The organism is Kitasatospora sp. NBC_00315 (assembly GCF_041435095.1).
In the GTDB taxonomy this organism is placed as follows: domain Bacteria; phylum Actinomycetota; class Actinomycetes; order Streptomycetales; family Streptomycetaceae; genus Kitasatospora.
Window position 1 is genome coordinate 6,268,844 of sequence record NZ_CP108025.1, and the last position, 18,533, is coordinate 6,287,376.

At 73.9% G+C, this 18,533-nt stretch carries 13 protein-coding genes; 8 read left to right on the forward strand and 5 right to left on the reverse strand.

Translation table 11 applies throughout. The features are described from left to right. Positions 1-228 precede the first annotated feature (228 nt). Both polA and OG823_RS26155 read left to right on the forward strand, forming a co-directional pair. Positions 229-2,916 (forward strand): DNA polymerase I, encoded by a 2,688-nt coding sequence (gene polA / locus OG823_RS26150; protein ID WP_371484660.1) that lies wholly within the window; start codon positions 229-231, stop codon positions 2,914-2,916. A gap of 177 nt (positions 2,917-3,093) precedes the next feature. Next, positions 3,094-3,681, forward strand: coding sequence for a DinB family protein (locus tag OG823_RS26155; RefSeq protein WP_371482321.1), 588 nt, complete (start codon positions 3,094-3,096; stop codon positions 3,679-3,681). Positions 3,682-3,821: 140 nt separating this feature from the next. Here the strand turns inward: OG823_RS26155 and hrpB are convergent, their stop codons facing one another. Then, entirely contained in the window at positions 3,822-6,389 is a 2,568-nt protein-coding gene (hrpB, locus tag OG823_RS26160) for an ATP-dependent helicase HrpB (RefSeq protein ID WP_371482323.1), read from the reverse strand. A 7-nt stretch (positions 6,390-6,396) separates the two neighbouring features. Then, the gene (locus OG823_RS26165; RefSeq protein ID WP_371484661.1) at positions 6,397-7,239 is read right to left on the reverse strand and encodes a class I SAM-dependent methyltransferase; all 843 of its coding nucleotides are present in this window, start codon (positions 7,237-7,239) and stop codon (positions 6,397-6,399) included. Between the two features lie 477 nt (positions 7,240-7,716). Here OG823_RS26165 and rpsA point away from each other — a divergent pair, with 477 nt between their 5' ends. The 3 genes from rpsA (at position 7,717) to OG823_RS26180 (ending at position 14,241) form a co-directional block, all read left to right on the forward strand. After that, a complete protein-coding gene (rpsA, locus tag OG823_RS26170; protein WP_266324093.1) occupies positions 7,717-9,207 on the forward strand; it encodes a 30S ribosomal protein S1 in 1,491 nt (496 codons plus the stop codon). A 424-nt stretch (positions 9,208-9,631) separates the two neighbouring features. Beyond that, positions 9,632-11,935 (forward strand): MMPL family transporter, encoded by a 2,304-nt coding sequence (locus OG823_RS26175; RefSeq protein ID WP_371482324.1) that lies wholly within the window; start codon positions 9,632-9,634, stop codon positions 11,933-11,935. Between the two features lie 254 nt (positions 11,936-12,189). Then, a complete protein-coding gene (locus OG823_RS26180) occupies positions 12,190-14,241 on the forward strand; it encodes a PIG-L family deacetylase (protein ID WP_371482326.1) in 2,052 nt (683 codons plus the stop codon). 205 nt (positions 14,242-14,446) lie between these two features. On the opposite strand, the gene OG823_RS26185 is transcribed toward OG823_RS26180, so the two are convergent. Then, on the reverse strand, positions 14,447-14,956 hold the full coding sequence (locus OG823_RS26185; protein ID WP_371482328.1) for a MarR family winged helix-turn-helix transcriptional regulator: 510 nt from the start codon (positions 14,954-14,956) through the stop codon (positions 14,447-14,449). A gap of 62 nt (positions 14,957-15,018) precedes the next feature. Here OG823_RS26185 and OG823_RS26190 point away from each other — a divergent pair, with 62 nt between their 5' ends. Then, a complete protein-coding gene (locus OG823_RS26190; protein ID WP_371482330.1) occupies positions 15,019-15,660 on the forward strand; it encodes an MBL fold metallo-hydrolase in 642 nt (213 codons plus the stop codon). Between the two features lie 66 nt (positions 15,661-15,726). Continuing rightward, complete coding sequence (gene coaE, locus OG823_RS26195; protein WP_371482331.1) at positions 15,727-16,317, forward strand: dephospho-CoA kinase; 591 nt, start codon at positions 15,727-15,729, stop codon at positions 16,315-16,317. Positions 16,318-16,579: 262 nt separating this feature from the next. On the opposite strand, the gene OG823_RS26200 is transcribed toward coaE, so the two are convergent. Together OG823_RS26200 and soxR are read right to left on the reverse strand one after the other, a co-directional pair. Further along, the gene (locus tag OG823_RS26200) at positions 16,580-16,966 is read right to left on the reverse strand and encodes a VOC family protein (RefSeq protein WP_371482333.1); all 387 of its coding nucleotides are present in this window, start codon (positions 16,964-16,966) and stop codon (positions 16,580-16,582) included. 177 nt (positions 16,967-17,143) lie between these two features. Further along, complete coding sequence (gene soxR, locus OG823_RS26205; RefSeq protein ID WP_371482335.1) at positions 17,144-17,626, reverse strand: redox-sensitive transcriptional activator SoxR; 483 nt, start codon at positions 17,624-17,626, stop codon at positions 17,144-17,146. A gap of 55 nt (positions 17,627-17,681) precedes the next feature. Here soxR and OG823_RS26210 point away from each other — a divergent pair, with 55 nt between their 5' ends. After that, the gene (locus OG823_RS26210; protein ID WP_371482337.1) at positions 17,682-18,413 is read left to right on the forward strand and encodes a transketolase; all 732 of its coding nucleotides are present in this window, start codon (positions 17,682-17,684) and stop codon (positions 18,411-18,413) included. The last annotated feature ends 120 nt before the right edge of the window (positions 18,414-18,533 follow it).

Consider the following 18,533-nt stretch of genomic DNA (forward strand, 5'->3'; position numbering starts at 1 on the left):
GCTGCTGTGATCGTACGACCGCGCTACCCGGGAGTAGCGGCCGCGCCCGGCGGTGGCGCGGCGCACCGCCGTCCGGGCCCGCCGCCGTCCTCGCGTCCGTTGTCGGCGGCGGGCCATAGGATCGGTCACCGGCAGTGGAATCGGCAGGAACGGGACGTTGACGTGGCTACGCAGAGTACGGGCAAGGGCGCGACGGGTGGCGACGGGACCGGCCCCCGGCCCCGGCTGATGCTGCTCGACGGGCATTCGATGGCCTACCGGGCCTTCTACGCGCTGCCCGTGGAGAACTTCAACACCTCCACCGGTCAGCCCACCAACGCGGTGTACGGCTTCGCCTCGATGCTCGCCAACACGGTGCGCGACGAGCAGCCGACCCACCTCGCGGTCGCCTTCGACCTCTCCCGCAAGACGTTCCGTTCGGCCGAGTTCCCCGACTACAAGGCCAACCGGGCCAAGACGCCGGACGAGTTCAAGAGCCAGATCGGGCTGATCGGCGAACTGCTCGACGCGATGAACGTCCCCCGGATGACGGTGGAGAACTTCGAGGCCGACGACATCATCGCCACCCTCGCCACCGCCGCCGCGGCCGAGGGTTTCGACGTCGACATCGTCACCGGTGACCGGGATTCGCTCCAGCTGGTCACCGAGCGGGTCACCGTGCTCTACCCCACCAAGGGCGTCTCCGAGCTCACCCGCTACACGCCCGAGAAGGTCGCCGAGAAGTACGGCGTCACCCCCGCCCAGTACCCGGATCTGGCCGCCCTGCGCGGCGATCCGTCGGACAACCTCCCCGGCATCCCCGGGGTCGGCGAGAAGACGGCCGCGAAGTGGGTCAACCAGTTCGGCTCCTTCGACGAACTCGTCGCCAACGCGGACCAGGTCAAGGGCAAGATCGGCGAGAAGCTCCGCGAGCACCTCGACTCGGTCAAGCGCAACCGGGTGCTCACCGAGCTGGTCCGCGACGTCGAACTCCCGCTCGGCGTCGCCGACCTGCAGCGCGCCGCGTTCGACCGTGAGGCGGTCGGGCAGCTGATGGAGTCGCTGGAGTTCCGCAACAGCAACTTCCGCGAGCGGATCTTCGGCATCGACCCCACCGCCGGGCAGAGCGCCGAGCAGGCCGAGGTCGCCCCCGGTATCGAGGTGGACGGCGATCTGCTCACCGAGCCCGGTGCGCTGGCCGGCTGGCTCGCCGAGCACGCCGCCGGCGCCGCCGCCCCGGTCGCGCTGGCCGCCGTCTACCAGTGGGGTCTCGGCGCGGGCAGCGTCCAGGAGGTCGCGCTCGCGGCCGGCGAGAGCGCCGCCTGGTTCGACCCCGCGCACCTGGACGAGGCGGACGACCGCGCCTTCACCGCCTGGCTGGACGACCCGGTCCGCCCCAAGGCGCTGCACATCGCCAAGCAGGTGATGCGGGCCTTCGCCGAGCAGGGCTGGCAGATCCGGGGCGTGGTCGCCGACACCGCGCTCGCCGCCTACCTGGAGAAGCCCGGCCGGCGCACCTTCACCCTGGAGGTGCTGGCCGAGGAGTACCTCTCCCGCTCGCTCACCCCGGCCGCGGCCGCCGAGACGGGCCAGCTCAGCTTCGACGCGCCGGAGGAGGACGCGACCGCCGGTGCCCGCGCGCTGATGGTCCAGGCCCGTACGGTGCTCGACCTCGCGGCGCAGTTCGAACCGCGGCTCGCCGCCGCAGGCGCCACCGAGCTGCTGCGGGACATGGAACTGCCGATCGCCTCGCTGCTGGCCCGGATGGAGCGCACCGGCATCGCCGCCGACCGGGCCTGGCTGACCGGCCTGGAGGCGCAGTTCGCCACCGAGATCCAGCGGGTGGTGGAGGAGGCGCACGCCGCCGCCGGGCACGAGTTCAACCTCGGCTCGCCCAAGCAGCTGCAGGAGATCCTCTTCGGCGAACTGGCGCTGCCCAAGACCAAGAAGATCAAGACCGGCTACACCACCGACGCCGACGCGCTGGCCTGGCTGGCCGGCCAGACCGACAACGAGCTGCCGGTCGTCCTGCTGCGCCACCGGGACCAGGCCAAGCTGCGCACCACCGTGGAGGGCCTGCTCAAGACGGTCTCCCCGCAGGGCCGGATCCACACCACGTTCAACCAGATGGTCGCCGCCACCGGCCGGCTCTCCTCGCAGGACCCGAACCTGCAGAACATCCCGGTCCGCACCGAGGAGGGCCGGGCGATCCGTCGTGCCTTCGTCGTCGGCGAGGGCTTCGACGCGCTGCTGACCGCCGACTACTCGCAGATCGAGCTGCGCATCATGGCCCACCTCTCCGAGGACGAGGCCCTGCTGGAGGCCTTCGCGGGCGGCGAGGACCTGCACACCACCGTCGCCTCCCAGGTCTTCGGCGTCGAGTCGGGCGCGGTCGACGCCGAGATGCGCCGCAAGATCAAGGCGATGTCCTACGGCCTGGCGTACGGGCTCTCCGCCTACGGGCTCTCCCAGCAGCTCGGCATCAAGCCGGGCGAGGCGCAGGGCCTGATGGACACCTACTTCGAGCGCTTCGGCGGCGTGCGGGACTACCTCCAGCGGGTGGTGGAGGAGGCCCGCGCCACGGGGTACACCGAGACGCTGCTCGGGCGCCGCCGCCACCTTCCCGACCTCAACAGCGACAACCGCCAGCGCCGGGAGATGGCGGAGCGGATGGCCCTGAACGCCCCGATCCAGGGCTCGGCCGCCGACATCGTCAAGATCGCCATGCTGAAGGTGGACGACGCCCTGCGGGCCGCCGGGCTGACCTCCCGGATGCTGCTGCAGGTGCACGACGAAATCGTCCTGGAGCTGGCCCCGGGCGAGCGCGGGCAGGTCGAGGCGATCGTGCGCGAGCAGATGGCCGGCGCCTACCCCCTGCGGGCTCCGCTGGACGTGTCGGTCGGCGTCGGCCCGAACTGGGAGAGCGCCGCGCACTGACCGCGCCGGTCGGCGGGGGCGGTGCGCGGCCGCCTCCCGCCGACCGGTCAGGGGCGGCGAAGACTCGGAAAGGGCTTGCAGCAAGTTTCTGAAATTCTTTGCGAGATCCATTGACCGCCGCCGAGCCGGCGCGGGAGGGTCGTGGTCGTCACCCCTCCCACCGAAAGGCGCCACGCCATGCCCGGACACGCCCCGCCGGTCGCCGACGAGCGCGACGCACTGCTCGCCTTCCTCGCCCAGCAGCGCCAGGGACTGCGGATCACCGCACACGGCCTGACGGAGGAGCAGGCGCGGTCGGCGCCCTCCGCCAGCGAGCTGAACATCGCCGGCCTGATCAAGCACGCGGCCCGCTGCGAGCGCGGCTGGATGGATCTCGTCCTGCGGCGCGAGAGCGGCCCGCGCCGGGAGGCCGACGAGTCGGACGACTCCGACTTCCGACTCACCCCGGACGAGACGCTGGCCGGTGTCCTGGACGACTACCGGCAGGCGGCCGCCGAGACGGACGAGATCGTCGCCGGCATCGCCGATCTCGGCCAGGGCGTACCGGTGCCCCGGGGAGTGCCGTGGTTTCCGGCCGACGTCGAGCAGTGGTCGGTGCGCTGGGTGCTGCTCCACCTGATCGAGGAGACCGCGCGGCACGGCGGCCACGCCGACGTCATCCGGGAGACCGTCGACGGCGCCACCCACTACCCGCTGATGGCCGCCGCCGAGCGGTGGCCCGACCCGTGGTTCCGGCCCTGGGAGCCCGCCGGCCCCACTACCTGACCGGACGGTCCGTCAGCTCGGCCCGGTCGGACCGGACATGAGGTGCGCAGGCGGCCTGGCGGGCGCCTGCGCACCGACGGGGCGGCCACCCCCGCGCGGTGCCGGGCGACGGCCCCGGCCCGACGGATCCGGCGCCGCGCCTACCTCCGCTGGTTGAGCCGCCGGGTGGGCTCGGCGGTGCCCGGGTCCTCCGGCCAGGGGTGGCGGGGGTAGCGGCCGCGCAGTTCGGCGCGGACCGCCCGGTAGCCCTCCCGCCAGAACGAGGCGAGGTCGCCGGTGACGGCGGCCGGCCGCCCGGCGGGGGAGAGCAGGTGGACCGTCAGCGGCACGCGGCCGCCGGCCAGCGCGGGGGCCGCGGCCCAGCCGAACAGCTCCTGGAGCTTGACGGCGAGCACGGGCCGCTCGCCGCTGTAGTCGACCCGGATCCGGGAGCCCGACGGCACCGTGATCCGCTCGGGGGCGAGTTCCTCCAGCCGCCCGGCCTGCCCGGTGGCCCAGGGCAGCAGCCGATGCAGGGCGGCGGCGGTGTCGAGGCGTTCGAGCGCGGAGCGGCGGCGGGCACGGGAGAGTTCCGGCTCCAGCCATCTGTCGACGGCCGCCAGCAGCGCGTCGTCGCCGACGTCGGGCCAGGGCTCGCCGAGGGCGCGATGCAGGAAGGCCAGGCGCTCGCGCAGCGCGGCGGCGGCCGGTGACCAGCTGAGCAGGTCGGTGACGCCCTCCCGGGCCAGGCCCTCCAGCAGGGCGGCCCGGACCAGGGCCGGGTCCGGCGAGGTGAGCGGGACGGCGGCGAGTTCGATGGCGCCCAGCGACTCGACCCGGCGGGCCGCCAGGTCACCGCGGCGCCCGCCCGGCGGCGTCGCCCAGCGGACCTCGGCCCGGCCGGTCAGCAGCGGCGCCCCGGCCAGTCGCGCGGTGCTCTCGTCCAGTGCCGCGGCGTGCAGGATCCGGGCCGAGGGCGAGCCGGCCGGGCGGTCGGCGACCGCGACCGCGAGCCAGGGCAGGCCGGTCAGCGCGGTGCCGGGGGCGGTCTCGGCAGCCGTACCGGACGCCATCAGATAGGGGCTCCGGGCGCCGGGTTCGGGCTTGTCCACGCGGGCCCGGGCGATCCGCTCGGGGAAGGCCAGCGCGACCACCAGGCCGGCGGCGGCGGTGTCCGGCAGCCCCCTCCCCGGGGTCTCGTCCAGGCTCCGGCGCAGCCGCCGGACCTCCTCGCGCCAGCGGCCCGCATAGGGGTCGTTGCCCTGCCTGACGGCACGCCAGACGGCGCCGAGGTCGTCCCCGAGCGCGCGCGGCGGCTCCTCGGAGAGCAGCGCGACCACCTCCGCGGCCCGTCGGGAGCCGACCTCGGCCGCGCCGTCGAGCAGCGCGCGGGCGAGCCGGGGGTGCAGCCCGGTGCGGGCGAGGCCGGTGCCGCGCGCGGTGGCCCGGCCGTCCTCGTCGACCGCGCCCAGGGCCCGCAGGGTCTGCCGGGCGGCGGCCATCGCGCCGGCCGGCGGGGCGTCGGGCAGGGCCAGGCCGCGCGCGTCCGGGTCGCCCCAGCAGGCGGCCTGGAGGGCGAAGGAGGTGAGGTCGGCGAGTGCGATCTCCGGGGTGGGGAAGCGGGCGGCGAGGGCGTCCTCGGCCTCGTTCCAGCAGCGGTAGACCGTGCCGGGTGCCTCGCGTCCGGCCCGTCCGGCGCGCTGGCGGGCGGCGGCCAGCGAGGCCCTCACCGTCACCAGGGCGGCGAGGCCCCGGGCGTGGTCGGTGCGCGGCTCGCGGGCCAGCCCGGCGTCCACCACGGTCCGCACCCCGGGGACGGTGAGCGAGGACTCGGCGACCGAGGTGGCCAGGATGACCCGCCGGGCGCCGCCGGCGGTGAGTGCCGCGTCCTGGACGGCCTGCGGGGCCCGGCCGTGCAGCTGCAGCACCTCCGCCGGCGCGCCGGCCAGCAGGCCCGCGACCCGGGAGATCTCGCCGACGCCGGGCAGGAAGCAGAGCAGGTCGCCGGTCCGCTCGGCCAGCGCCCGCCGGACGGTGGCGGCGACGTGCTCCAGCAGCAGCGGGTCGGTACGGGTGCCCTGCGGGGCGCGCACGGCGCGCGGCGGGGGCGCCCAGACGACGTCGACGGCGTGCGACACCCCGTGTGCCTCGATCACCCGGGCCGGCCCGTCGGGCCCGCCGAGCAGTCGCGCCCAGGCCTCGGTGTCGGAGGTCGCCGAGGCACAGACCAGTCGCAGCTCGGGGCGGAGCGCGGCGCGGACGTCCAGCAGGAAGGCCAGCGCGGTGTCGGCGTCCAGATGCCGCTCGTGGCACTCGTCCAGGACGACGGTGCCGACGCCGGCCAGCTCCGGGTCCCGCTGGAGCCGCTGGAGCAGCACACCGGTGGTGACCACCTCGACCACGGTGGCGGGGCCGACCCGCCGCTCGCCCCGGATCGCGTACCCGACGCGCCCACCCGGCTGCTCGCCGAGCAGCCAGGCCATCCGCCGCGCCGCCGCCCGGACGGCGAGCCGGCGTGGCTCGGCCACCAGCACCCGGCCGGGCGGCCCGGGCGGCCCGCCGGCCAGACCGGCCAGCGCCAACGGCACCAGGGTGGTCTTGCCGGTGCCGGGCGGCGCCGCCAGCACGGCCACGCCGTCGGCGGCCAGTGCGTGCCGCAGGGCGGGGACGGCCTCGCGGACCGGAAGGTCGAGCCAGGCGGGGTTCAGCGCGGCGGAGGTGTCGGTCAAGGCCGGTTCAGCCCCGCTGCGTGACGAAGATCGCGGTGCCGGGGATGTGCCGTCCGCGCAGCGGGCTCCAGCCGCCCCACTCCTGCTCCAGACCGGCCGGCCACTCGGGCTCGACCAGGTCGAGCAGCCGGAAGCCGGCCGCGGTCAGCTCACGGACCCGGTCGCCGAGGGTGCGGTGGTGCTCGACGTAGGTGGCCCGCCCCTGCTCGTCCTCCTCGACGTACGGGGTCCGGTCGAAGTAGGAGGCGACGGCGGTCAGGCCCTCCACCCCGGGCTCGTCGGGGAAGGCCCAGCGGATCGGGTGGGTGACCGAGAAGACCCAGCGCCCGCCCGGCCGCAGCACCCGGTGCACCTCGCGCATCAGCTGCTCGGTGTCGGCGCTGAAGGGCACCGCGCCGTACGCGGAGCAGGCCAGGTCGAAGGAGCCGTCGGCGAACGGCAGCACCGCGGCGTCCGCCTGCACCACGGGGACGACGGCGGCGCCGCGACCGAGGTCGATCCGCCGGGAGTGCTGGAGCTGGCGGTGGGAGATGTCCAGGGCGACCGGGCGGGCGCCGCGCGCGGCCAGCCAGCGCGAGCACTGCGCCGCGCCCGCACCGATCTCCAGGATGTCGCGGCCCTTCCAGGACGAGGGCTCGCCGAGCAGCCGGGCGTCGGCCTCGTCCAGGCCCTCGGGGCACCAGGTGAAGCGGTCGTCGCCGAGGAACTCGCCGTGCTCGTCCTGGTACTCGTCCGCGTTGCGGTCCCACCAGTGGCGGCTGGCCCGGCTGCTCTCGCCGGCCTCGGCGGCGCGCCGGACGGCGTCGTTCTCGTCCTCCCCGGGCAGGGCCGTGGCCTGCGGTTCGAGCAGAGGATCAGGGGTGGTGGCCAAGGTGGTAGTGCCCGTCGCGTAGGGTGTCGTCTGCGGAAAGCGCCGCTGTTCCGAGTCTGTCCCGTACGGGTCAGCTCCGGGACGGTGGCATCCGGGGAGCGGGCCCCTGCGGCTGCCACCCGACACACCGGCCGAGCCGGCGTGAAGGGGCGCGGTTGCGAGGATATGGCCTGATCCACACCGGCCTCCACCGTCTCGCCACAGTTGGCGTTGACCGTGCCCGGCTGTCCCCGTATGCTACAAGTTGCGCTGCGGGCCTGCGCGCCTCGGACGGAGCAGGTCGCGCTCGCATCTGTCGAAGACCCCACGGTCGCAAGACGGACACCGGATCTCGGATTCTTTCTGGGAATCACCGGTGCGCCGTGCATCTGGCTGTCCGGCTTTCGGTGGGAGCGATACGGGCCCTCCGCGTGGCATTACCTACGACTTCATGTCCGTACCGGAGCCCTTTTCCTAATGACGAGCCCCACCGACTCCTCCCTCAGCACCACCCCGCAGGTTGCGGTCAACGACATCGGCGACGCTGAGGCATTCCTCGCGGCGATCGACGAGACCATCAAGTACTTCAACGATGGCGACATCGTCGAGGGCATCATCGTGAAGGTCGACCGTGACGAGGTTCTCCTCGACATCGGTTACAAGACCGAGGGTGTGATCCCTTCCCGCGAGCTCTCGATCAAGCACGACGTTGACCCGCACGAGGTCGTCAAGGTCGGCGACGAGATCGAGGCCCTGGTTCTCCAGAAGGAGGACAAGGAGGGTCGTCTGATCCTGTCCAAGAAGCGCGCACAGTACGAGCGCGCCTGGGGCACGATCGAGAAGATCAAGGAAGAGGACGGGATCGTCACCGGTACCGTCATCGAGGTCGTCAAGGGTGGTCTCATCCTCGACATCGGCCTCCGTGGCTTCCTGCCGGCCTCGCTCGTCGAGATGCGCCGCGTCCGCGACCTCCAGCCCTACGTGGGCAAGGAGCTCGAGGCCAAGATCATCGAGCTGGACAAGAACCGCAACAACGTGGTCCTGTCCCGCCGTGCCTGGCTGGAGCAGACCCAGAGCGAGGTCCGCCAGACCTTCCTCACCACCCTGCAGAAGGGTCAGGTGCGCTCCGGCGTCGTCTCCTCCATCGTCAACTTCGGTGCCTTCGTGGACCTGGGTGGCGTCGACGGCCTCGTGCACGTCTCCGAGCTGTCCTGGAAGCACATCGACCACCCGTCCGAGGTTGTCGAGGTCGGCCAGGAGGTCACCGTCGAGGTTCTCGACGTCGACATGGACCGCGAGCGCGTCTCCCTGTCGCTGAAGGCGACCCAGGAAGACCCGTGGCAGCAGTTCGCCCGGACGCACCAGATCGGCCAGGTCGTCCCCGGCAAGGTCACCAAGCTGGTTCCGTTCGGTGCGTTCGTCCGCGTGGACGAGGGCATCGAGGGTCTGGTCCACATCTCCGAGCTGGCCGAGCGCCACGTGGAGATCCCGGAGCAGGTCGTCCAGGTCGGCGACGAGATCTTCGTCAAGGTCATCGACATCGACCTCGAGCGTCGTCGCATCAGCCTCTCGCTGAAGCAGGCCAACGAGTCGCTCGGTGCCGACCCGGCCTCGGTCGAGTTCGACCCGACCCTGTACGGCATGGCTGCCTCGTACGACGACCAGGGCAACTACATCTACCCGGAGGGCTTCGACCCCGAGGCGAACGACTGGCTCGACGGCTTCGAGAAGCAGCGCGAGGCGTGGGAGGCCCAGTACGCCGAGGCGCAGACCCGCTTCGAGCAGCACCAGGCCCAGGTCATCAAGAGCCGTGAGGCCGACGCCGAGGCCGCTGCGGAGGGTGGCGACGCCGTCGCCGCCGCCGCCGGTGGCTCGTACTCCTCCAGCAGCGACGAGGGCTCCGGCGCTCTCGCTTCGGACGAGGCGCTCGCCGCACTGCGCGAGAAGCTGGCCGGCGGCCAGAGCTGAGCTCTCGCCCCTGCCGCTGAGCGTCAGGCGATCACTCGCTGAGCCGCTGAGCAACGGCTGAAACGTGGACCCCCGCCCGGGGAACCGGGTGGGGGTCCACGCGTTTGTGCGGGTGCGGGTGCGGGTGCGGGTGCGGGTGCGGGTGCGGGTGCGGGTGCCGTGGCGACGGTGGCAGTGGCTTCGTCGGGGGCCGGGTGGGCGCCGCGCCGCAGCCGTGCTTTCCGGCGGCCCGACGGTCCCGATGTTGGCCCGGGTACGCGCCCGCTTACGCGTTCACTACGTGAACGAATTGTGTGACGAGGGGCTCATTGCACCCCTATGGGTCTTTCATGTCTCAGCGCCTACCTTGGGGTGAGTTGCCCGACGGGCCCCTCCGGAGCCCCCTGACGCAAGGCACCCCCCGCATATGCGCCGAATCACCGCAGTGACCACCGACGCTCCTGCATCCGACGCCCCCGAGGTCCGCGGCCGGCTGGCCGCCCTGGGACGGTTCTGCTTCCGGCGGCGTCGCTGGGTGCTGGGCCTGTGGGCCGTGGTCCTGGTGGTCGGGGTGCTGATCGGCGGCCGGGTGTTCGAGGGGAGCGTCGCCGGCGCCTCCGGAAGCTCCGAGGCGGATCGCGGCACGTCCGTGGTCACGGCGGCCGATCCCGCGAAGGGATCGGTCACCGCCGTGGTCGACGGCGTCCCGGTGGACGACCAGCCGGTCCGCGCGGCCGTCACCAAGGCCGCCGCCGAGATCGCCGCCCTGCCGGGAGTGGTCTCCGTCACCGACGCCTACGGCCCGGGCGGCGCGGCCCTGCGCTCCGCGGACGGCAACGCGAGCCTGGTCAGCGTCCGGATGGCCGACGCCGGCGACAACGCCCAGCTGGACACCGTCGTCCACCACCTCTCCACGATCGAGGCGGACGGCGCCCACGTCACCGTCGGCGGGGACCTCGTGCTCCAACAGGAGGTCAAGAAGCAGACGGCGAGCGACACCCGCTTCGGCGAGATCGTCACCCTGCCGCTGACCCTGATCGTGATGGTGCTGGTCTTCGGCGGCCTGGCGGCCGCCAGCCTGCCGCTGATCGGCGCGGTCGCCTCGGTGGGCGGCGCGCTGCTGGCGATGTTCGGGTTCAGCAAGATCATGGACATCGACACCAGCGTGCTGCCGATCGCCACCGTGCTCGGCCTCGGCCTCTCCATCGACTACGCCCTGCTGATGGTCAACCGCTTCCGTGAGGAACGCGGGCACGGCGCGAGTGTCGCCGCCGCCGTGGAGCGCACCGCCGCCACCGCCGGACGTACCGTCGCCTTCTCCGGGCTGACCGTGGCCGTCGCGCTGTCCGGCCTGTTCGTCTTCACCAGCCCCGTCCTCGGCGCGGTGGCCGCGGCCGGCGTGAGCGTGGTGGTGATCGCGGTCGCGGCCGCGCTGACGCTGATCCCCGCGCTGCTCGGCTTCTCGGGCCACCGGATCAAGGCGCCCGCGACGCCCGTACCCGACGAGGGTTTCTTCAGCCGTACGGTCCGACGGGTGCGCCGCCGCGCGGTGCCGGTGGCGCTGATCTGCACCGCGCTGCTGGTCGCGGCCGGCGCGCCGTTCGCCGGCGCCCAGATGCGCAACTCCGGCGCGGCCGTCCTGCCCGCGTCCTCCGCCGGGCGACAGGTCTCGGAGACCGTCGACCAGCGCTTCCCGCAGGTCTCGGCGGCGCCCGTCACGGTCGTGGTCAAGGCCGGGCCGACGGTGGCCCAGGCGTACGCCGACGAGGTGGTGGCGAAGCTGCCGGGGGTCAGCGGGGTCCGGGCGGTGACGCCGGTCGGCGACCAGGTCTCCACCATCGACGTGCTGGTGGCGGGCGACCCGCAGGGCGGCGCGGCCAAGCAGGTGGTGAAGGAGCTGCGGGCCGACCGGGCCGGGCTGACCACGTACGTCACCGGCGGGGCCGCCTCGGTGGTGGACTTCCAGCACGAACTGCTGACCCGGGGCCCCTGGGCACTGGGCCTGGTGGCCCTCGGCACGCTGATCCTGCTCTTCCTGATGACCGGCTCGGTGGTGATGCCGGCCAAGGCGCTGCTGATGAACCTGCTGTCGCTGGGGGCCTCGCTCGGTGCGCTGACCCTGGTCTTCCAGGACGGCTGGTTCAGCGGCCTGCTCGGCTTCAGCCCGGTCGGCGGTCTGGAGACCTTCATCCCGGTCCTGGTCTTCGCCTTCGCCTTCGGACTCTCGATGGACTACGAGGTGTTCCTGCTCGCCCGGATCAAGGAGCTGCGCGACCGGGGCCACAGCTGCACCCGGTCCGTCGAGCTCGGCCTGCAGCGCAGCGGGAAGATCATCACCTCGGCTGCCCTGCTGATGGTCATCGTCTTCGCCGGCTTCGCGGCCGGGGACATGCTGATGGTGAAACAGATGGGCATCGCGCTGGCGGTCGCCGTCGCGGTGGACGCGACGCTGGTGCGGTGCCTGCTGGTGCCCGCCGCGATGACCCTGTTCGGCGAGTTCAACTGGTGGGCGCCCGCGCCGCTGCGCAGGCTGCACCGGCGCTTCGGACTCAGCGAGCACGTCGAACTGCCGCCGATCACGGCTCCCGGCGCTCCCGTCGCGGCTCCCGGCGCTTCCATCCCGACTTCCGGCGCTTCCGTCCCGGCTCCCGACGCTCCCGTCGCGACTTCCGGCGCTCTCCTCCCCGCGCAGCGCGGCCGGAGCACCGCCGTCGGTGGCGACCTGGTGGGAGTCGCGGCCGAGCACTGAAGCCTTGACCGGCCGGTGTCGTCCGGCCGGTGTCGTTCGGCCGGTGTCGTTCGGCCGGTGCCGTTCGGCCGGTGCCGGGCGACCAGGACCGACCGGGGCACGCGCTCCGGCAGCGCCGACCGGCGCCGTCCCACGAACACCGAACCGTCGTCGGGGAGGGCGACTTCGGGGGGTCGGTGCGGGTCTGGCTAGAGTGAGCCACTGCCGCGGGCGCCCTGAAGGTCGCCCGCCGAGGACCGGGGGGCCGACCCAGCATGCGCTTCAAACCCATTGGCCGGGTCGTGACGGTGGCCGCCCTGGTGGCGGGAGCCACGGGAGCCGCGCTGAGCGCGGGAGTGGCGCTGGAGTCCGAGGGCGACGCGCCGGAGCAGGCCGTGGTCAGCACGAGCGCGGCCCCCGGCGGCGACGTCCGGCCGGCCGCCCCGGCCGCCTCGTACCTGCAGATCGTCGCGCACCAGGACGACGACCTGCTGTTCATGAACCCGGACATCACCCACCAGGGCAAGGCCGCCTCGGTCACCGTCTATCTGACGGCCGGCGAGGCCGACGGCGCCGGGTTCCGGGACCGCTGCGCGTACGCCGAGGGCCGCAAGGCCGGGGCCCGGGCCGCCCACGCCCGACTGGCGGGCACCGCCGACGAGTGGAACCGGGCGCCCCTCACCCTGGACACCGGCCGCACGGTCGAGGTCGACACCCTGGTCGGGGCGCCGCACGTGGCCCTGGTCTTCCTCGGGCTGCACGAGAGCGGGGATTCCGCCTTCAACCCGAAGGGCCGGTCCGGCGATCTGAAGAACCTGGCGATGGACCAGAACGCGCCCCCCAACGTCTCGCTCGGCAGCCTGGCCACCGACGGCCGGTGCGATCCGGCGTACGCCGGGCAGAGCTACGGCCGGGGGGAGCTGGTCGGCACGCTGCTCGACCTGATGCGGCGCTTCCGGCCGACGGTGGTGCTCACCCAGGACCCGAAGGTCGGCCTGATCGGCGCCGACTACCACGCGAACACCGCCGAACGGGGCGACCACGCCGACCACATAGGCGCCGCGCGGCTGGCCGGCGAGGCCCTGTCCGCGTACCACGGACCCGACGGCGACGGCCGGGTGCTGTCCCGCAGCTACCGCGACTACAACATACGCTCGGCCCCGCCCAGCCTGGACGCCGCACAGACGGCGGCCAAGCGGCAGGTCTTCCTGGCGTACCTCGGGCCCGGCCAGTCCTTCGACCCCTCGCCCCGGCCGGACGAGGTCTCGTTCTACGGGATGTTCCAGAGCCGGCAGTACCCGCGCTGGTCCAACGGCACCGCCTGGTCGGCCCTGGACCGCAGTGGACGTCTGAACGCCTTCGCGGTGGTCGACGGCCGGGCCAAGACGTGGCGCGAGCAGGCCCCGGGCGGCCGCTGGAGCGGCCCGCGGGATCTCGGCAGCGGGCTGCTCGCACCCACACTGAGCGTGGTCAAGGGCGCCGACGGCCTGCTGCACCTGGTCGCGGTCCGCCTGAGTGACGATCAGGTCGTCACGGCGGACGAGAGCGCCCCCGGCATCTGGGGCCCTTGGAGCCCGATCGGCGCCCCGGGGCCCGGTGACCCGGCGCTGATCGGCACCCCGGTCGCGGTTCCCCGGCCGGGCGGCCTGCTGGTGTTCGTCCGCAACCCGGCGGGCGGGGTGAGCGCGCGCGGCCAGGGGCCGGACGGCGCCTGGGCGCCGTCCTGGACGGACCTCGGCGGCACCGCCGTCCAGGACGGTCTGGCCGCCGCGCCGGTCGCCGACGGCCGGGTGGACCTCTTCGCGCCCGCCGCCGGGGGAGTCCTGCACTGGAGCCAGGCCGGGCCCGACGCCCCGTTCGTCCAGGACCAGGGCCTCGCCGGCGCCGTGCCCGCGGGGCCGCTGACGGCGACTCGCAGCGCGGACGGGCGGGCACAGGTGTTCTACGTTCAGGGCGGCACCGGGCAGGCCGTCACCCAGGGGCGGCAGGCCGACGGCAGCTGGAGCCTGGTCCCGGTTCCGCTGGGCGGTCCGGCCCTCCAGGAGGGCCTGGCGGTGGTCGACGGGGGAGACGGCCGACTGACCGTGGTCGCCCGCAACGCGGGCGGCGGCGTCAGCACCACCTCGCAGTCGGCGCCCGGCGGCGGCTTCGGCGCCGAGTGGCCGGATCTCGGGAGCACCGTGATCGGCACGCCGACGGCAGCCGTGGACTCGGCCGGCCGGGTGGTGGCGCTCGCGCTCGCACCGGACGCCGGCCTGCTGGTGGCCCGGCAGCGCGCGGCGGGGGCCGGGCAGGCGTTCGGGCCCTGGGAGCCGGCCGGTTCCTGAGCACCGGGTTCCTGGGCGCCCGTTTCTGAGCACCGGGTTTCTCGGCGCCGGGTTCCTGGGCGCCGGGTTCCTGGGCGGCGGTTCGTCGGCGCCGGGTTTCGAACGCCGGGCCGCCTCCGCCCGAGGGTCCGCGCGTGGGTCTGCCCGTCGGTGTGCCCGCCCCTCGGTGTGCCCGCCGCGACGGCGGGCCGGAGCGGCTCGGGAGTCAGGCGAGGCGGCGCAGCAGTTCGATGCCGCAGCGAAGTTGGCGCTGCTCCTCGGCGGAGAGGCGTTCGGTGATGGCCGCCGCGATCCGGCCCTCCCGGCGGGCGCGCTGGGCGAGCAGGGCGGCGGTACCGGCCGCGGTCGCGGCGACCAGCAGCTTCCGGCCGTCGGTGGCGTGCCGCTCCTGGTGCACCAGCCCGGCGTCGGTGAGCAGTGCCACCGTCCGGGCCATCGACTGGTGCCGTACCCGCTGCCGCGCGGCGAGTTCGCTGGTGGTGCTCGGGCCCTCGCGGACGAGCAGCCCCAGGACACTCGCCTGGTTCTGCGGCAGGGCGTCGTCCGTCCGCAGGGTGCGGACCAGGTGGCCGACGGCGGTGCGCAGGTCGGCGGCGAGCTCCAGCGGGTCCGGCGCGTCCTGCGGGTCCGGCACGTCCTGCGCGTCCGGCACGTCCGGCACGTCCTGCGGGTCCGTCGCGTCCTGCGGGACCGGTGTTTCCGGTGGTGACGTCATGGGTTCAGGGTACCGCCAGGTCTGCAGCAAAACTGCGCAGCCTTGCTGTAGAGTCTGGAGACATGAAGCTGACCAAGTTGGGACATGCCTGCGTACGCCTGGAGCAGGGCGACACCACCCTCGTGATCGACCCGGGTGTCTTCACCGAGAGCGACGCGCTCGCCGGGGCCGACGCGGTGCTGATCACGCACGAGCACTTCGACCACTTCGTGGAGGCGCAACTGCGCGCCGCCCTGGCGGCGGACCCGGCACTGCGGGTCTGGGCCAACCGCTCGGTGGCCGCGCAACTGGACGGTGTGGCGCAACGGGTCACGGTGGTCGGTGACGGCGACGCCTTCGAGGTGGGCGGCGTCTCCGTCACCGTGCACGGGGAGCTGCACGCGGTGATCCACCCGGACGTCCCCCGGGTCGGGAACATCGGATTCGCCGTCGACGGCCGGCTCTTCCACCCCGGCGACGCGCTGACCGTGCCGCCGCACCCGGTCGAGACCCTGCTGGTGCCGGCCGGTGCCCCCTGGGCCAAGCTCTCCGAGCTGCTGGACTACGTCCGCTCGGCCGGGCCCGGCCAGGCCCTCGGCGTTCACGAGGCGCTGCTCAGCGAGATCGGGCAGCAGTTCTACGGGCGCATGCTGGGCGAGGGTGGTCCGGGGACGGGAGCGCCCTTCCGTCAGCTGGCCGCCGGCGAGCAGCTCGACCTGGGCTGACGGCTCCCTCCGTCCTCCGGCGGCGTTCCCTCGACCGGCCGTGAGCCGCACCGATAGCCTGACGGCATGGTGAAGATCGGACTGACGGGCGGGATCGGCGCGGGCAAGAGCGCGGTGTCGGGGCTGTTCGCCTCGTACGGGGCGGTGGTGGTGGACTCCGACCTGATCGCTCGTGAGGTGGTCGCGCCGGGCACCGAGGGGCTGGCCGCCGTGGTGGCCGAGTTCGGCCCGGAGGTGCTGGTGGCCGACGGCTCGCTGGACCGCCCGGCGCTCGGCGCGCTGGTGTTCGGCGATCCCGGGCGCCTGCGGGCGCTCAACGCGATCGTCCATCCGCTGGTCCGGGCCCGCTCCGCCGAACTGGAGTCGGCGGCCGAGCCCGGAACGGTCGTCGTGCACGACGTCCCGCTGCTCGCCGAGAACGGTCTCGCTCCGCTGTACGACCTGGTCGTGGTGGTGGACGCGTCCGACGAGACGCGCCTCGACCGGCTGGTCCGGCTGCGCGGCATGGCCGAGGCCGAGGCCCGGGCCCGGATGGCCGCACAGGCCACCCGGGAGGCCAGGCTCGCCGTCGCCGACATCGTGATCGACAACAGCGGGCCCCTCGACGCTCTGGCCCCGCAGGTCCGCCGGGTCTGGGACGGCCTGGCCGACCGCTAGGTTCTCTACGGCGGATCCGGGGGCCGTCGCATGAGCGGATCGCGGACGAGGCCCACGGTGCGCACCGAATCCGCCGCTACCTGCGTGGACGCGGAATCGGCCGCACCATCCCGGAACCCCGCGCCCGGCGGGCCGACCGCCCGCGACGTGATCCCACCGGGTGGAGGCGGTCCGCGGCGTCCCGGGCCGCGTCGGCGGCCGGATCGGCCGTACCCGTCCGGGTCGGTGGTACGGCCCTGGCCGGTCGATGGCGGCCCCTGGTTCAGCGCGGCTGGATGAGGTCCCAGCGGTTGCCGTACAGGTCCTCGAAGACCGCCACCGAGCCGTACGCCTCGTGCCGGGGCTCCTCCAGGAAGGCGACCCCGGCGGCGGTCATCCGCCGATGGTCGGCCGCGAAGTCGTCCGAGGTGAGGAAGAGGCCGACGCGTCCGCCGGTCTGGTCGCCGATCCGTGCCACCTGCTCCGGCCCGGACGGGCGGGCCAGCAGCAGCCCGGTCTCCCGTGAGCCGCGCGGGGCGACCACCACCCAGCGGGCGCCGTCGCCGCGTGGGGAGTCCTCCCGCAGTTCGAAGCCGACCGCGTCGACGTAGAAGGCGATTGCCTCGTCGTAGTCGCGTACGAGCAGGGTGGTCAGTCCGATGTGAGCCATCGGCCGATCCTGTCACAGCCGCCGGCGGCCCCGGCGACCCGCGCCCGGCCGCGCCCGGCCGTGGCGCCCCGTGGCGCCCTCGGCCCCGCACCGCCTCCGGTCCGTCCGCCACCTGCCGCCCGGCGAGGAGCCTGACTGACTGTCTGCCTGACTGTCTGCCGGGCGGGCGGGCGGGCGTCAGTCCGCCGTGGTCTCCGGTCCCGTCCCCGGATCCCGGGTGAGCAGGTAGCGCGCACCCGGGCCGGCGGCGGCCGCGCGGTCACCGGCGTTGTAGAGGGCGCAGCGCGAGATGGAGAGGCAGCCGCAGCCGATGCACCCGGTGAGCTTGGCCTTCAGCCGCTCCAGCTCGGCGATCTGCTCGTCGATCCGGGTCTGCCAGGAGGCGGCCACGCCGCTCCAGTCGGCGGTGCTGGGGGCGCGGTTGTCCGGGAGGCGGTCGAGCGCGGTCCTGGCCTCGTCCAGCGAGAGGCCGACGCGCTGGGCGGCGCGGACGAAGGCGACCCGGCGCAGGGTCGCGCGCTGGAAGCGCCGCTGGCCGCCGGCGGTGCGCTCGGAGTGGATCAGCCCGAGCTTCTCGTAGTAGCGCAGGGCGGAGGTGGCCAGACCGCTGCGTTCGGCGAGCCGGCCGATGGTCAGGAGGTCGTGGCGGTTCGGTCCCATGTCGCTCACTCTAGCGGCTTGACTTGAAGTCGACTTCAAGTTGCACGCTCTTTCCATGACCGCGACAGATGTACGTGTGCAGCAGCCCGGACGCCGGCTCCCCGGAGAGTACGCCTTCGGCGACCTGCCGGGCCTGATGGCCCTGATGACCGGCGCCGAGAAGCACGGCCCGGCCGCCACCTCCACCCTGGACGTCCTCTGGGTGCTCTACGACAGGGTGCTGGACGTGGACCCGGCCGGGTTCGGGCGCCAGGACCGCGACCGCTTCCTGCTCTCCAAGGGCCACGGCCCGATGGCCTACTACGCGGTGCTCGCCGCGAAGGGTTTCCTCGCTCCGGACGTGCTGACGAGCTTCGGGGCGTACGACTCGCCGCTCGGCCACCACCCGGATCGGCTGCTCGTCCCCGGCGTCGAGATCAGCTCCGGCTCGCTGGGCCACGGGCTCCCGCTGGGCGTCGGCACCGCACTGGGCCTGCGGGCCCAGGGGCTGACCGATCCTGCGGTCTGGGTGCTGCTCGGCGACGCCGAGTTCGACGAGGGCTCCAACCACGAGGCGGTGGCCTTCGCCGGGGCGGCCGGGCTGGAGCGCCTGCACACCGTCGTCATCGACAACTCCTCGGCCACGCACGGCTGGCGCGGTGGCATCGCGGCCCGCTTCGAGACCGAGGGCTGGTCGGCGGTGACGGTCGACGGTCGCGACCACGAGGCACTGTACGAGGCGTTCACCGTCCCGCACCCGGGCCGCCCGCACGTGGTGGTCGCCCGGGTCGAGCCCAAGAACGGCTGACCGCCGGAAGCCCCCGACCGCCTGTCGGCCATGACGGCCCGACCGCCATGACCGCCTGTCGGCCACGACCGCCCGTCGGCCGAGAACGTCGGACCGTCAGGAACCGCATGCCCGAGAGCG

Bases quoted from the DNA above. Each gene is read 5' to 3' on its own strand.
- polA (WP_371484660.1), top strand. From the start codon at position 229: ATGCTGCTCGACGGGCATTCGATGGCCTACCGGGCCTTCTACGCGCTG.
- OG823_RS26155 (WP_371482321.1), top strand. From the start codon at position 3,094: ATGCCCGGACACGCCCCGCCGGTCGCCGACGAGCGCGACGCACTGCTC.
- rpsA (WP_266324093.1), top strand. From the start codon at position 7,717: ATGACGAGCCCCACCGACTCCTCCCTCAGCACCACCCCGCAGGTTGCG.
- OG823_RS26180 (WP_371482326.1), top strand. From the start codon at position 12,190: ATGCGCTTCAAACCCATTGGCCGGGTCGTGACGGTGGCCGCCCTGGTG.
- OG823_RS26185 (WP_371482328.1), bottom strand. From the start codon at position 14,956: ATGACGTCACCACCGGAAACACCGGTCCCGCAGGACGCGACGGACCCG.
- OG823_RS26190 (WP_371482330.1), top strand. From the start codon at position 15,019: ATGAAGCTGACCAAGTTGGGACATGCCTGCGTACGCCTGGAGCAGGGC.
- coaE (WP_371482331.1), top strand. From the start codon at position 15,727: ATGGTGAAGATCGGACTGACGGGCGGGATCGGCGCGGGCAAGAGCGCG.
- OG823_RS26200 (WP_371482333.1), bottom strand. From the start codon at position 16,966: ATGGCTCACATCGGACTGACCACCCTGCTCGTACGCGACTACGACGAG.
- soxR (WP_371482335.1), bottom strand. From the start codon at position 17,626: ATGGGACCGAACCGCCACGACCTCCTGACCATCGGCCGGCTCGCCGAA.
- OG823_RS26210 (WP_371482337.1), top strand. From the start codon at position 17,682: ATGACCGCGACAGATGTACGTGTGCAGCAGCCCGGACGCCGGCTCCCC.